The sequence below is a fragment of the Paraburkholderia mimosarum LMG 23256 = NBRC 106338 genome (genome assembly GCF_000739815.1).
GTDB classification, from domain to species: domain Bacteria; phylum Pseudomonadota; class Gammaproteobacteria; order Burkholderiales; family Burkholderiaceae; genus Paraburkholderia; species Paraburkholderia mimosarum.
Genome location: NZ_BBJJ01000019.1, coordinates 132,366 through 145,913, shown reverse-complemented (window position 1 = coordinate 145,913; position 13,548 = coordinate 132,366). Strand labels below are relative to the sequence as shown.

The 13,548-nt window shown below is 60.0% G+C and carries 15 protein-coding genes and 3 pseudogenes; 7 read left to right on the top strand and 11 right to left on the bottom strand.

All coding sequences use genetic code 11. From position 1 onward, the window contains the following. Positions 1–157: 157 nt before the first annotated feature. On the bottom strand, positions 158–490 hold the full coding sequence (locus BMI01S_RS43015; RefSeq protein WP_028213685.1) for a hypothetical protein: 333 nt from the start codon (positions 488–490) through the stop codon (positions 158–160). On the opposite strand from BMI01S_RS43015, the pseudogene BMI01S_RS39060 reads away from it, so the two are divergent. Next, a pseudogene (locus BMI01S_RS39060) lies at positions 462–653 on the top strand (transposase); the annotation flags it as partial. The gene BMI01S_RS43015 and the pseudogene BMI01S_RS39060 overlap by 29 nt on opposite strands. Before the next feature lie 155 nt (positions 654–808). On the opposite strand, the gene BMI01S_RS16530 reads toward BMI01S_RS39060, so the two are convergent. The 6 genes from BMI01S_RS16530 to BMI01S_RS16505 all read right to left on the bottom strand — a co-directional run bounded on the left by BMI01S_RS16530 (position 809) and on the right by BMI01S_RS16505 (position 5,427). Continuing rightward, on the bottom strand, positions 809–1,309 hold the full coding sequence (locus BMI01S_RS16530; protein ID WP_028232108.1) for a hypothetical protein: 501 nt from the start codon (positions 1,307–1,309) through the stop codon (positions 809–811). A 109-nt stretch (positions 1,310–1,418) separates the two neighbouring features. Next, positions 1,419–2,024, bottom strand: coding sequence for a GNAT family N-acetyltransferase (locus BMI01S_RS16525; protein WP_244145357.1), 606 nt, complete (start codon positions 2,022–2,024; stop codon positions 1,419–1,421). Between the two features lie 45 nt (positions 2,025–2,069). Next, positions 2,070–2,387: a hypothetical protein gene (locus BMI01S_RS38580; protein WP_063619616.1), complete on the bottom strand. Its 318-nt coding sequence runs from the start codon at positions 2,385–2,387 to the stop codon at positions 2,070–2,072. A gap of 98 nt (positions 2,388–2,485) precedes the next feature. Beyond that, positions 2,486–3,106, bottom strand: a complete 621-nt coding sequence (locus tag BMI01S_RS38130) for a response regulator (RefSeq protein WP_156123876.1) — start codon at positions 3,104–3,106, stop codon at positions 2,486–2,488. Positions 3,107–3,231: 125 nt separating this feature from the next. Then, entirely contained in the window at positions 3,232–4,359 is a 1,128-nt protein-coding gene (locus BMI01S_RS16510; protein WP_028232110.1) for a sensor histidine kinase, read from the bottom strand. A 741-nt stretch (positions 4,360–5,100) separates the two neighbouring features. Next, positions 5,101–5,427 carry a hypothetical protein gene (locus tag BMI01S_RS16505; protein ID WP_028215148.1) on the bottom strand — a complete coding sequence of 109 codons (327 nt, stop codon included), beginning with the start codon at positions 5,425–5,427 and terminating at the stop codon, positions 5,101–5,103. 580 nt (positions 5,428–6,007) lie between these two features. Here BMI01S_RS16505 and BMI01S_RS16500 point away from each other — a divergent pair. The 3 genes from BMI01S_RS16500 (at position 6,008) to BMI01S_RS16490 (ending at position 7,452) form a co-directional block, all read left to right on the top strand. Beyond that, positions 6,008–6,325 carry a hypothetical protein gene (locus BMI01S_RS16500; protein WP_028215147.1) on the top strand — a complete coding sequence of 106 codons (318 nt, stop codon included), beginning with the start codon at positions 6,008–6,010 and terminating at the stop codon, positions 6,323–6,325. Between the two features lie 415 nt (positions 6,326–6,740). Further along, the gene (locus tag BMI01S_RS16495) at positions 6,741–7,088 is read left to right on the top strand and encodes an MTH938/NDUFAF3 family protein (RefSeq protein WP_028215146.1); all 348 of its coding nucleotides are present in this window, start codon (positions 6,741–6,743) and stop codon (positions 7,086–7,088) included. 157 nt (positions 7,089–7,245) lie between these two features. Continuing rightward, positions 7,246–7,452: a hypothetical protein gene (locus BMI01S_RS16490; protein ID WP_028232111.1), complete on the top strand. Its 207-nt coding sequence runs from the start codon at positions 7,246–7,248 to the stop codon at positions 7,450–7,452. Positions 7,453–7,654: 202 nt separating this feature from the next. On the opposite strand, the gene BMI01S_RS16485 is transcribed toward BMI01S_RS16490, so the two are convergent. The 4 genes from BMI01S_RS16485 to BMI01S_RS16470 all read right to left on the bottom strand — a co-directional run bounded on the left by BMI01S_RS16485 (position 7,655) and on the right by BMI01S_RS16470 (position 11,457). Next, positions 7,655–8,287 carry a 2OG-Fe(II) oxygenase family protein gene (locus tag BMI01S_RS16485; protein WP_028232112.1) on the bottom strand — a complete coding sequence of 211 codons (633 nt, stop codon included), beginning with the start codon at positions 8,285–8,287 and terminating at the stop codon, positions 7,655–7,657. Positions 8,288–8,628: 341 nt separating this feature from the next. Beyond that, positions 8,629–10,128, bottom strand: a complete 1,500-nt coding sequence (gene glnA / locus BMI01S_RS16480) for a type I glutamate--ammonia ligase (protein ID WP_028232113.1) — start codon at positions 10,126–10,128, stop codon at positions 8,629–8,631. A 19-nt stretch (positions 10,129–10,147) separates the two neighbouring features. Then, positions 10,148–10,351, bottom strand: coding sequence for a hypothetical protein (locus BMI01S_RS16475; RefSeq protein ID WP_028215143.1), 204 nt, complete (start codon positions 10,349–10,351; stop codon positions 10,148–10,150). Positions 10,352–10,482: 131 nt separating this feature from the next. Next, positions 10,483–11,457, bottom strand: coding sequence for a cysteine synthase A (locus BMI01S_RS16470; protein WP_028232114.1), 975 nt, complete (start codon positions 11,455–11,457; stop codon positions 10,483–10,485). Between the two features lie 157 nt (positions 11,458–11,614). Here BMI01S_RS16470 and BMI01S_RS41935 point away from each other — a divergent pair, with 157 nt between their 5' ends. From BMI01S_RS41935 to BMI01S_RS43845, 3 genes and pseudogenes are all read left to right on the top strand, one after another. Then, complete coding sequence (locus tag BMI01S_RS41935) at positions 11,615–11,773, top strand: hypothetical protein (RefSeq protein ID WP_167334437.1); 159 nt, start codon at positions 11,615–11,617, stop codon at positions 11,771–11,773. A 32-nt stretch (positions 11,774–11,805) separates the two neighbouring features. Further along, positions 11,806–12,265, top strand: a pseudogene (locus tag BMI01S_RS16460) (YbhB/YbcL family Raf kinase inhibitor-like protein). A 90-nt stretch (positions 12,266–12,355) separates the two neighbouring features. Then, positions 12,356–12,514: pseudogene (locus BMI01S_RS43845) on the top strand (amino acid-binding protein); the annotation flags it as partial. Between the last annotated feature and the right edge of the window lie 1,034 nt (positions 12,515–13,548).

Below are 13,548 nucleotides of genomic sequence, written 5' to 3'. Positions count from 1 at the left end.
GTTTATACCGCTTGTCGAGCGCGCCGAAAGCTGAATTGCTTTCTGCGCGGCAAGGACGCCGTACCGCACCAGGCTGTCGCGCAGAACTACGGTCGTGGTCCTCCCGTACAGATCCGCGCATCGCCAGGTATGACGCAATCCAGCGTGCCACTCGCGACTAAGCCTTTCGCTCCAGCAGGTCTGTCGCGAAAGACTTCGCATGCGCTACGGCCTCTTGCGCGTCGAGGAATACACCGAGCTGCTCCCAGTGCTCTTCGACCGCGTACGTTCCTTTCACACCGAGTGCCCTCTGAACGCGCAATTGCGCTGCGTATCTACCGTCCGCCAATGGTCGAGCGGTCGCTATTACCTTGTGGGGAAGGTCGGATCTTTCTGGCTGAACCAACTCGACAGGGCCACCAGGTGCGCCGATATCTTTCAACTCGTTCCTGACTTTGCAGTCCGGGCAGTAGAAGCACCACTGGCAACGGGGTTCGAATGAAAATACCAATGGACTCCTGAGGCAGTACTTCCCGAAAGGTATCGATCTGTCGGTGTACTCACAGGCCAAACTCAATGCCGTGGCAAGAAGGCTGAACGAGCGTCCAAGGAAGACATTGAATTACGAAACGCCGGCTGAACGGTTCCAGAAAACTATTGCATCGACCGGTTGAATCCGCCGGCTGCGACGGACGCCGCAATGTCCGGTTGACGCTCACGGTTAATGACGCATGGTGGCCGAAAGTGGCTCTTCTCTTGAGCCAGCGTTGAAGCTTCTCCAGATCCGTATGCACTCTCGCATGGGCTTCTTCTTTTTTACGCCCGGATTTCAGCGCGTGCTGTCGCAGCGATGCGCTTGATACGACGCCCGATCGATCGGCGCATGTCCTGGATTGATACTCGCCATGAGGAGCTGGGTGGGTCGCCCATCGGGCACATACCAGACGAAGGTCGCCGTGTTCTCTACCCCTTTCGTCGAGGTCCACCAGCGCACCATGCGAACCTGCTGGTGATAGCAGGTTGTCAGCGCCTCCCGGTCGAGCGCGATCGCCCCTTCACGGGCATAGTCGTCCTTCATCTCTGAGATCGTGGCGTTGTGTCGAAGCCCCAGCCTCAGCTCATCCGCGGCGCCGTCATAAATGTCATCGAAGTGCTGGGCATTGAAGCTGCGCACCAGCGCCGACTCTGCGGCCTGAGCATCAGCAGGGTCGGCAATGGCGGCCCCGCGATGGCGCGGCGTGAGCGCGAACACCGTTGCACCTAGGGACAGGGCAATCGCCACCGCGATCGCGAGCTTCCCGATACTTTTTCTCTTCGACCCCGACACCATTCTCGTCCTTTTGATACGCTGCTTATGCGCGCGATATTATGACTGAAGATGCGCTGCAGGTTTCAGTTCCAGCAATTCACGCCGAGCCGTGGACACCGTGCTTGGGAGACTAAATATGCCGTTCCGTATGGGCCGGTGAAGGCGAAGGAGCGAGCGCCAAGGTCGAGACCTTGCCGTCGTTTTCAATTTCGACAAAACCGATTCTCCTGTACCAGTCATAGGCAGCTCGGTTGCATACGAAGACATTCAGGTACAGCTGTTTTTGTAAATAACTGGACAATGTCATCACCTTGGCAATCGTTGCACTGCCGATCGACTTGTTTTGCATCTCCGGCACGATACAAAGCATCCTCAGCCATACGAGATCCGGTTCGACCTCCCAATGCACAAACCCGCATCGGGTGCCTTCCCACGTGACGATTTGACAAGATCCTTGTCGAAGGCTTTTCGCAAACCCCGCTTTTTGCAAGTCCTCGTCCCAGCCATACGCTGATGTAACGAAACCTTTCATCGTTCGCCGGTACGTGTCAAATAGCCATTCCGAATCTCCGGCTGCGGCCTGTCGAAAATCTAGATTCATCACCGGCAATCGCGATAAGGAAGCCTTCGTCAGAGTACCGGGGAGCGACATCAATCCGGCGGGTGGGGGCCGGCGAACGACGACCGATGCGAAATACCGCTCAACGGACAGTTGAGCTAACAAACCGCTGGTCAATCCCGGGCTCGCAACGAACCGCCGAAATCGACCCTCTCCGGCCATTCAAGCACCGCTGAGGTCGATGGCGGTTTTGGGGCGAGCTCTCGTCGTCCAGCACTGCTTCTCCGGCGAGCTAATGTCCTGCGGCGGGGGCGCCTCTGCGTCAGTGCGGGATGAACGGCGTTCAGCCTCGATGGCTTCCCGAATCGCATGACGATGAGCGATAAAGGTCCGAAGAATTGCATGCATCGTGAGGAGCAATTCCCCAGGCAATTCAGTGTCCAGACCTGCAGCCCTGTATCGCGCGAGCCGATCCTCCTGCGCGGATATCAGGTATACAGCAGTGCGCAGATGAGAATTTTCGTCAAGGAGCGCGGCCATGGGAGTTCCGAATTTCGCTGCATCCGCGACGTGTTATGGCCGGCTACTGATGATCCGTTCAGAAGTCCAGGCTGAAAACGGCGTACGCCATCACCGCCTTAGCAAAATGGCAGGAGCTGGACAAGAGTTGCGACGCTCTCGACAAGACGGTCGTACAGCCGTTCAGAGTCGGCTGCGTTCAAGCCACGGCTCCGCAATCGCCCGGTCCTAAACGCTTGCGCATGCATAAGCTCAATGCCCCGGCAAATCCGGGCGGCGCACTCTGTATTGCTGGGCTGACCGAGCGAGGCAATCGCCAGCGCCCGATCCCACCCTTCGTCGCGAGCGGTGGCGCGCATTGGCAGGCTTTGAGATGGTGCTCCTGGCGATGCGGTCGACCAGGTCACGTCTTTGATAAGCTCTAGAAGCTGTTCGGTGGTCACCGGCTTTCGGACTGCGGCGTCTGCCTGGCGTGTGCGGGACAATTCCGCGCCGGACATCAAGATGACCGGGACGCGTCTGAACATCGGCAACGCTTTCAGAATTGTGACCGCGTCCGGCCCCTCCAGCAGCGGCATGTCGACATCGGAGATGATGAGCTCGGGCTTGATCTCGACGGCTGCCCGCAGCTCCGCAATGCCGTCCTCCGCGCAGAAGACCACGTGTCCATGCGCTGCCAGGGTCGCCTGCAAGGCGTCCCGCAATTCCGCGTCGTCGTCTACAACCAAGATTTTGCACATTGCGGCCTCCACTCCGGGGCGCGCATCGAGCGTTCCTGTGATCGGCCACCGGCACGACCACGCTCCATAGTCCGCAACCCGATCCGTCTGAGCGGTCAACGGCGCGTGAGCGTCGTCCTCGCGGCTCAGCGCGGCGGCGAGGGCGAACAAGGTATCTGCACTGTGAAACGGGTTCCGGCTTCCGATGATTCGACACTTATCGTTCCCTCATGCGCTGAGGCGATACAGCGGCAAATGTAAAGGCCCAAACCGATGCCAGCGGCCATACCGCTGCGGTCGGGCGAGGTCCCCCTCGTTAGCGGATCGAACAGCGTAGGGAACGCGCGCTCTGGAATCGGATTGCCTTCGTTTTCCACGACCACGGTCATCTGTCCATCGTGAGCACGGGCTTCGACGACAATCTGCCCCGAACCGTAGCGGACGGCATTTGTCAGCAGATTGACGACCAACTGTCCGATTCGGCCGCCGTCCCATTGACCCCGGAGATCGCCCAAAAGACGTAGCTCGATGCGCGCGTCCGGATAGGAAGCACGCACTTCCTCCGCCGCATCGCTGCATATGCGCCCCATATCCTGAGGGGTGAAACTCACGGGCAGCGTGTCGCCTAGACGTGTGCGCGCAAAAATGAGCAGGTCGTCAATCAGTTGCTTCATGCGCCTCGCGCCGCGCTGTACAAATGCAAGCGCCCGCAAGCTGCCTGCCGACAGGCCTTCGTCGTGCAGCAGCACTTCACTTGAATTCAATATTGCTCCAAGCGGTGACCGGAGGTCGTGTGCAAGTACGCCGGCAAAAAGATCCCGGATGCGCTCCGTACGCGTCACATAGTGTCGGACCGATTCTGCGAGCACCTGGTCAATGGCCTCGTTGAACCGGATCATTTCCTGAAATGCCCTAGCGCCGCCCGGTGAAGTCTTCTGCCAGCGGCGCAGCACCGTGGCGCGCAAGGTGCGGAACTCCGCGACGACATCACTGATACCGAAGCCGTGTGAAAGGCGGTCCTCTGCGTGCAGGCGTGCGACCTGAGTGAACTGGGAGCGCGGGACATCCTTTTCACCGCGCGACTTGCTCTGTTGCAGCGCCGCATTTTGCGGCTCGCGCATGTCTGCGGCGATGGCACCCAGTATGTCGGGGGCAGAATCGCGCAACTGGCTTTCAGTCAGGTGACTGTCCTCCTGTTTTATCGCAAGGGCATATTCCGCCCAGTCGTCGACCAGGGCCTGAATGTTGGCCTCAATGAAGTCCGCCAGGTCCATTTAAGCCTCCTATCAGTATGCGGGGTTCCCTCCCTCCCGCGTCCAACAGATGTTGCATCGGGATTTTACGCATGCAATTCGGTCTTCGCGGGGATGTCTGCTGAAGAGGGTGGAACTGACCGCCGAATGTCCGACTGAGGAGGCTTGTGAGAGGCTGTTTGTGGCCGGGTAGAGGCAGTGCCATCCGCGATTTGCTCGCCGCAAAGCAGTCGTTGAGCGAGGGCCTACGTGGCCTCGGGACATAGAAACTGGACGCTGGAAGAATCCGGCGTGACGGTCACGACCCGCTCTGCGGCGTGTTCGAAATGTCTGCTGGCGAGGCCCTGCTATTCGTGACGCGCATCGCCTGCTGACCCGGCGGTGATCGCCACAGCGCAACGTGCGGCGGAACATCAGTTCGCTCTCAGACGTCCAGCGCGACCACTCGCTTCTGTCAAACAAGTCGACCGGCCTCTTTCTTCTCGTCAAGGATGTAAATGCGTTCCCTCCTCTGCGTGACTGAGCGGGATTTCATGGTTCAACGGGAGAGCGAGAGCGGGAAGCCGCTCGCTTCCCGCCACCAGGTTTCGTCGACGCGGCCGATCCACTCGTCATCTTCAGGCGCCTTCAGGACCATCAGATTTGCTGGGTTACCCGTGCGTAGTTGACACGGCCGCGCGGCAGGCAGCATTGTTGCTGCGCGTCTTGACGGCGCCGAAGTAGAAATGGCCCCGGCGGACTGGACCGGGGCCATCAGGCCGGTTAGTGCAGTTGTCGCTTCAGGTCAGAAAGTTCGGAGTGCATTGAACTGACTGCATCCTTGATCCTGGTGTCGAGGCGTCCGGCCTTTTGGCACGCGCGCTCTGCACGATCCCCGATCCGTTCGAGATCGTCGACGCACTGCCGGATTCGATCCTCGTCCCTCGACGTCATGACGCTTTTTGCAGATTTGCACTCCTTATCAAGCTCATCAACCCAGTTCATCAAATCCTTTGGAACCGTCGTGTCCGAATGGCAGGTCCGTGATGCCTCACTGACGGTTTGCTGCAGATGGGTAAAGCGCTTTTGGATTTCACTGGCTTGCAACATGATGTCCCCCTTCTTGAACATCAGTTCCAGATGAATTCAGGCAGCAGATTACGTATGTTGCCTGTGCCGTGGCCATTCGCCCGCCTTGACGGTTGCCAGCGACGTTGCGTTGCATCAAAGCTGCACCTGGGCAAGCGAAGGACGCTCTGTAGTGTAGGTCAGAATCGCTCGGCTGCTCCGATGTGTCCCCGACGCTCAGGCGTTCGACTTTCAACGAATGGCTTCCTGCGACTTTGGGTTCGGTCAGCGTTGCGCCCCGGCGTTGTGAAACCCGTGGCAGGAATCCGACGTGAAAGCTGGACGTCGCGCAAGAGGGGCGTTTCTGGCGGTCGCCCCAGCGCGCTGAGCGGCGGGGGTTGACCACTGGAACTGTGCAGCCTTTGGGGTGGCCACGCGGCACCAGCGGCACGGCGCCGATGGAAAACGAGCCTTTTTATTCCTGTCGGACGGACGTTATCGATGTTGCCCGCGGCGGCAACAGCGCGTGCGAGGCCAACTGCGAAGCCTCGGAGGAAGCGGACAGCGTCATGACGCCGGGGTTACACTGGTAGATAGCAGGCCTTAGCAACAGGAGGACGCCATGACTGACCTCGGCCCGGAAAGCACATTCCGGGGGTTGCCTTTGACTCCCGAGCAGGATGCGGAAGTGAAGCACTACATCAAGGTGCAAATGCAGCGTCATCTTCCATGGGACACGCCCGAGCTGCACGCGATGCTCAAGGAGATGATCCGGCCCCCCGAGGTCAACGACGGGGAACCTGAAGTCGAGGCAGACGAAGCAAGGGCGACTGCCGAGCGCGCGAGTGCGTCCATTGACGAGGCGATGGAACCGTTCGAGGCGAGCGAGGAATGGCACGCTGCCATCGACTCGGAAAACATGAAGCATCCCAGGGAATGAACCGGCGGCAACGCCGCTGCCAACCTTCCAGGAAGTCTGCAAGAATCGTCGCTGTCACTGGCGGCGGAGCGAAATCGTCTTTGGCTGGCACTTTCTCGACGATGGACGCATCGAGTGCGACCTGGGTCGCCGCAAGTGCCACCTGCATGATGGGCGGCGCGGCGCCTGTTTCGTACGCCAGCGAATTGACGACCGCGTGATACTGACCACATATTGTCGCTCATCGGGGTCCTGTGTCGATCCGATCGAAAAGAAGCCGCTCAACCATTTCTATCCCGGCACAAGCGTGTTTTCCTGCGGGACGGCGGGGTGCAACCTCGCCTGGGCCACAAACCTATAATGTTATTGATGGCCGAGACCTCTTCGAGCCCCTCGGCAACGAATGGCGGCCAGTGCAGGAGCAGTGGGGGCGAGTATGCATTTCGAGGCGTTTTCCTTCGGGTCCATCCGCATAGACGGTGTGACTTACCAGCATGATGTGGTGATCGACCGCGGACAGGTTCGCAAACGCAAGAAGAAGCCATCCAAGGTGTTCCGCGAAGCGTTCGGACATACGCCGCTATCGATGGTCGAAGCCATTCCGTGGAATTGCCGGTGCCTCGTGATCGGCACAGGCGCCGGAGCGTTGCCGGTCATGGATGAGGTAAAGCATGAAGCCGAGCGCCGAAAGGTCAAACTGGTTATCGTGCCGACTGAGGAGGCCATCGCGAGACTGAAGAAGGAGGCTCGCGGAACCAACGCGATTCTGCACGTCACGTGCTAGACGCCTCCTCCGGCACGGTGTTTCATGCGGCGGTCAGCCAGATCGAAACACCGTGCATTCGCCAGTGCGCCTCGTTGCGAAGCGCCGGTGAGCGCGCTCGTTCCGTCGCTCTTTAAATGGATCGTCGACGAGTAACGCCAGTTTCCATGAGAGATCCATGCCAGACGAACCCGATCGCGATCCTGCTTCGGACCCCGACAAGCTGAAAGGCCCCGGCGGCATGACGCTGCGGCAGATCTACGAACAGGTGCAGAAGTCCGTTCAGCGCGATCGCGAAGTCCAGACGGCGCACAAGTTGCCCGTACCGAAAAGCCGGTGGCAGCGATGGGTGCGTTATGTATGGGGCCGCAGCGGGCGGCGCTAGTCGCAATGCTCGTTGCTTGTCCGCTATCGTGCGGCTTAGTCGCAGGTCTGTTCGACGGCAAGCGTGGACAGCCGAATGTTATCCGCAGTGGAGTGCAGGCGGTCAACGGCTCATGACCCAACCCGGACGCTCGACCGCGCGCAGCATGACAGGCGCCTCCCAGGTGCGCAGCGGCCAGGTTTGCGATTAGCGGCGCCGCGCTTCAATTTCCCCAAAGCGGCGGGCTCATAAGGGTGTCATAGTCGGCGAACATGACGTTGAAGCTGACGCTCACGCGTGCTTGCGCGCTCGTGTTCGCCGATACGGAATGCGGTAGCCAGGCTGGAAACACCAGCAATGTGCCCTCGCTGACTGGCAATACCACCTGATCGGTGTTGTAAGCCGTCAACTCAGTGACGGGTGGACGAATGACGATCGTCTGTGGCCGCGGATCATGAAAATTGATTGTGTCAGCGCCAGCTTGCGAGCGCAGGTAATACACGCCACTCAGGAAATTGTTGGGATGACTGTGCATCGCGTGTGTCCCGCCTGGATCCAGGACATTGACCCAGCATCCAGTTATGTGAAACGGGGCATCAGCGACCTTGAGAAACGTGAGTACGTCGCGTACAGCCCTTTCTATATGCGCAATCAGCACAGCAAACTCTGGCCTTTTATGTTGCTGGTGACCAGATTGCCATGCGGCGCCGGTACGAGTGCCGACGCCGCTGGAGATCAACGTGTCGACATACGCCATCAGTTCCCGATCAAGCGGTTCGTAGCACTCCTGCGGGAGGCATTGCCGCCACAAGAAAGTCGGGAAAAGTCTGATGATATCCGCGGCGGAAGCTTCCATTGCCGGTTGCGCAACGCGCTAGTCAGGGATGCTCAATCATCACTATAGGCCCGGACGCGGACTCTAAAGAGGAAGCGGACTAAAGCGTCGCGCGGAAGAAGATTGTTGGCGACCTGTTCTAACACGACTGGTCCACCTGTCCGCTCAACAACGGACGACTATGCGACCCTTTGCCTGTGCGGCATCTCTCCGGAAACCTCGGACCCACGTCGACCATTACGACAAAGATTGGTTGAAAAACGCGCATCGCGATTCAACTTTACTAGACGGCCGGCTCGACGTCGGAACTACGACGCTTCATCGAGTGACGTGAGTCCCATGCGACCGCTTTCAGCGCCGTATCAGATATCGAAGTACAGATAAAACTCCCATGGATGCGGGCGTAGCCTGACCGCATCGATCTCACGCTTGCGCTTGTACTCGAGCCACGTGTCGATGACATCTTCAGTGAAGACGTCGCCTCTGCGCAGAAACTCGTTGTCGGCCTCCAGCGCTTTCAGGGATTCATCGAGCGAACCCGGCACCTGACGGACGCTCCTCGCTTTCTCGGGCGGCAGGTCGTAAATGTTGACATCGAGCGGGTCGCCTGGGTCCGTCCTGTTTTCGACGCCGTCGAGCCCGGCCATCAGCATCGCTGAGAATGCGAGGTACGCGTTGGCCGACGGATCGGGACACCGGAACTCGACGCGCCGCGCATTCGGCGAATCGGAGTACATCGGAATGCGCGCGGCCGCCGAGCGGTTGCGTTGCGACATCGCCAGATTCACCGGCGCTTCGTACCCGGGCACGAGACGCTTGTAGGAATTCGTCGTCGGCGCACAGAACGCCATCAGCGCCGGCGCATGCTTGAGCAGGCCGCCGATGTACCAGCGACACATGGCTGACGTGAGCGCCCAGCCATTTGCGTCGTAGAACAGATTCTCGCTGTCCTTCCACAGGCTTTGGTGGCAGTGCATGCCGCTCGCATTGTCGGCGAAGAGCGGCTTCGGCATGAAAGTCGCCACCTTGCCGTGCTGGCGTGCGACATTCTTGCAGATGTACTTGTAGATCATGACGTTGTCGGCCATCCGCGCGAGCGTGGAAAACCGCATGTCGATTTCGTTCTGTCCCGCAGTCGCCACCTCGTGGTGATGCACTTCCACCTGCACGCCGGCCTGCTGCAGCAACAAGACGATCGTAGAGCGGATGTCCTGCAGCGTATCGTGCGGCGGCACCGGGAAATACCCCTCCTTGTAGCGAGGCTTGTAACCAAGGTTGCCGCCGCCATACGCTCCTTCGTCACGTCCCGTGTTCCAGTCCCCTTCGGCAGATTCGACATAGTAGTAGCCGCAGTGGGCATCCTGGCCGAAGCGGATCGAATCGAATATGAAGAACTCGAGCTCGGGTCCGAAGTAGCACGTGGTCGCAATTCCGGTCTGCTTCAAGTATTCTTCGGCCTTCCTCGCGATGTAGCGCGGATCGCGCGAGTACGGCCGATGCAGCACGGGATCGATGACGTCGCAGATCATGGAGAGCGTGGGCGTTTCGCTCACGGGATCGATGAACGCGGTTGTCGGATCCGGCTTGAGCAGCATGTCGGATTCCTGAATTTCCTGAAATCCGCGAATTGATGAACCGTCGAAGCCGATCCCGTTGGCAAAGAGGTCTTCGTGCACCTCGGGCAACGTTATGGAAAAGTGCTGCCAGAGACCGGGCAGATCGGTGAACTTTAGGTCGACGATCTGGATCTTGTGCTCGCGCAGTAGTTCGATAACCTGCTGCGGGCTATCAGGACGCGAAACTCGATAACTGCCGGCATCGACGGATACATCGAACGCGGAGGCGCCTTGTGGACTGGACATGTGGACTCTCCCTGCGCAGCTACTGATCGTGCGCGAGCGCGTCGAGACGAGCGTAGCCCGCGTCTTTCGCTGCGCGCTCCGTGGAGAAGGGTTCTTCGGCTACGAGCGAGCGCCGCACCTCGCGCGCATCGAAGTCGACGAGCGAGATGACCCACACCCAGCCGCCGATCTGTTCGGCCGTCTGCACGAATGCGCGCACATTGCCTTTGTCCTTGGTCTTCATTTGACCTCCTCAATGGAAAAACACGAAGCGTCACCGTTGCGACAATCGCGCGGGATACAGCTCTGCTACGCCTGACCCCGCACGACACTTTATTTGAGGCAACGCGTTGGCGCGTTTGATCGACGGGCTGCCTAAACCGTAGCCAGCCCCCGTTCCTTCAGCCAATCCAGATTGAAAAGACGGGATCGGTATAGTTCGCCGCCGTCGCAAAGCAGCGTGACGATCGTATGCCCTGGGCCCATTTCCTGGGCAAGCCTTACAGCGGCCGCAACGTTGATGCCCGTCGAACCGCCGACATAGAGTCCCTCTTCGCGGAGCAATCGGTACACCATTGCGACGCATGACTGGTCGTCGATCTGGTAAGCGTCGTCGATCGGCGTGCCGTCGAGATTTGCAGTAACGCGGCTGGAGCCGATACCCTCGGTAATCGAATTGCCTTCTGCGTGAATCTCGCCCGTCTTCACGAAGCTGTACAAACCGCTGCCGAACGGATCGGCCAGGACGATCCGCACATCGCTCTTCTTCTCCTTCAGGAAGCGGGCGACCCCAGCCAGCGTGCCGCCGGTACCTGTGGCGCAGACGAACGCATCGACCGTGCCAGCGGTATCACGCCAGATCTCAGGTCCGGTGGTCTCGTAATGGGCCCGGCGATTGGCGAGGTTGTCGAACTGGTTCGCCCAGATCGCGTTGTCGAGTTCCTGCGCGAGCCGTCCGGCGATCTTCTGGTAGTTGTTCGGATCCTTGTATGGGGCGGCCGGTACAGGGTGCACTTCAGCACCCAGCACGCGCAGCAGTTCCATTTTCGCGGGAGACTGCGTCTGAGGAATGACGATGACGCAGCGATAGCCACGAGCAGCGCAAATATGGGCGAGGCCAATGCCGGTATTGCCCGCAGTACCCTCCACCACCGTGCCGCCGGGCCTGAGTTCGCCTCGCTGCTCGGCGTCCTGGATAATGTAGAGCGCAGCTCGGTCCTTGATCGAACCGCCCGGGTTCATGAACTCGGCTTTAGCGAGAATCTCGCAGCCGGTCTCGTCGCTCAGCCGCGCGAGCCTCATGAGCGGCGTGTCGCCCACGCACCCGACAAAACCCGTCCGAACACCCATATCTCCCCCACAATCGCACGGCCGCCAACAGGCCGCTGTTACACCGGAAGGATAGGCAAAGATCCGGCGCACTTCCCAAGGTTTGTTTCTCGAGTTGAGCCAGTGCGGCCGACAATGACTAGAATCAAGCATGGTCGCATTCCCCGAGGAGGCTGCCATGACTCAGTCAATGATCGGCTTTTGGGTTGGCCTTGTGGTTCTGGTTGTCGTTGCCATGGCGCTGTCGCGTCGCTTCTACAGGCGCGAACACCATGGGGAGAGCCTGAACCAGTGGCTCGACACGCACCATATGAGCTGGATGCATCGCAAGCACTAGCTGCCGGCGCGAGGTGACGCCGAGGAGCGCAAATGGCCTTCACCCTCACCTCACAAGCTTTCCACGATGGCGGCGAGATTCCTCGGTGCTACACCTGCAGGGGTGCCGACGTCTCGCCGCCGCTCGCATGGTCCGGGGTGCCCGCCGACGCGAAAAGCCTCGTGCTGATCGTCGACGACCCCGACGCGCCCGACCCGGCCGCACCACGCATGACATGGGTCCATTGGGTGCTTTACAACATTCCGGCGACGGCGCCTGGCGTTCAGGAGGGCGTCGCTGCGAGCGCGCTTCCCGCAGGCACGCCTAAAGGCACCAACGATTTTCATCGCACCACGTATGGCGGCCCATGCCCGCCCGTTGGCCGTCATCGGCATTTCCACAAGCTCTTCGCGCTCGACATCGCGCTGCCCGATCTTCGAGGCGGCCTTGGCAAAGGCGATGGAAGGCCATGTCGTTGCACATGCCGAACTGCTCGGCACATTCCAGAAATAACCCGCAGACCTTGCATTACGCCGCCTGCCATGCCCGCGTGCCGTCCGTGGAATAGATTTTCTAACGAGATCCGATTCGGGAGGGACTGCCATGGAACTGAGCGTGGAACGTGTCGATGTTTGGGCAGCTGCCATCGACGACAAACCGGGTGGCCTTGCAAAGTTATTAGGCGTCTTGCGAAAGGCGGATGTCGACTTGCAGTTCATCGTGGCAGGTCGCACGGCGGAGGCATCGGGCAAGGGGGGAGTGAAGGCTCGGGTAAAGCTGAATCCCACCTGCTCGCAGCGCGCCTTCGCGTGCACCGCGCGCAAGGCATACGCTGCGTACGTCGTTGCATGACGAGCGCGGCACCGTATCAAAGTAAAGCAAGGGACAAGGTGGGCTGCGATGGGTTCAGGTTCGTTTGAACGGCTGCACCGGGCCTACGCACTGCGGGGCCGCGCCCGTTGCCCACCGCGGCATGAACGTTGCTCGCTATCTCATGGGACCGCTACTATCGGAGCAGGAGATGAGACGCAGCATGCTAAGGATTGTGTTCGCAGTGCTGGTGGCACTGCTGTCGGCAGCAGGATGCAAACGCGCAGACAATACCAGTGCACAGGGCAGCGACACTGGCATGAGCAGCACACCGGCTGCGGCAAGCAGCGCCACTGGTGCCAGTCAGTGAGGGAATGAGTGCCTGTTTTGCACGTATTCTCAGCGGTGAGCCCAGCGCGAATCGTCGCCGGACACCGAGAGAGCGTTCGGGAATGGAGGCCTCGCGTATAGGTGTCGACGACGTTGAACCGGGGCGCCGGCCCGTAAGAGACCGACGTCCAGTGTCTCCGTCTGCCCACGACCGGTGAAGCGGGCTGGTACAACTTGCAACGCGGCACCAGGTCTTACAAGGGCGGAACGGCACTTTCGGCCGCTCTGGCGTGCCATTGCCCGCGGGAACTGGCGTGAACGCTGCGGCAAATGGACAGCGCAATTGAACCGTTGGTGCTCAAGCACGACGGATGCCCGTTTTCTGGCGTCCTCGCGGCGCGCGCCTTGCGCGCTGGCGCATTGGCGGGAGCACGGGCCCATGGAATCGGCGCCCGCACCGTTCCTGAAGTCCATCTTCCCTCTCCGTCAATGGTTCTCGTGAGAACAATCGCGCAAGGTCGGGCAGGCAAGCCCGCCATTGTTCGTTGTCGCTCGCCGGCGAACTGTCCGCGCCGTTCTCCGCGCAGTCCGGTCCTCATCGGACTTGCGTGCAGGCCCGCGAAGAAACTTTAAGGGATTCCATTCTTTTCGGATCG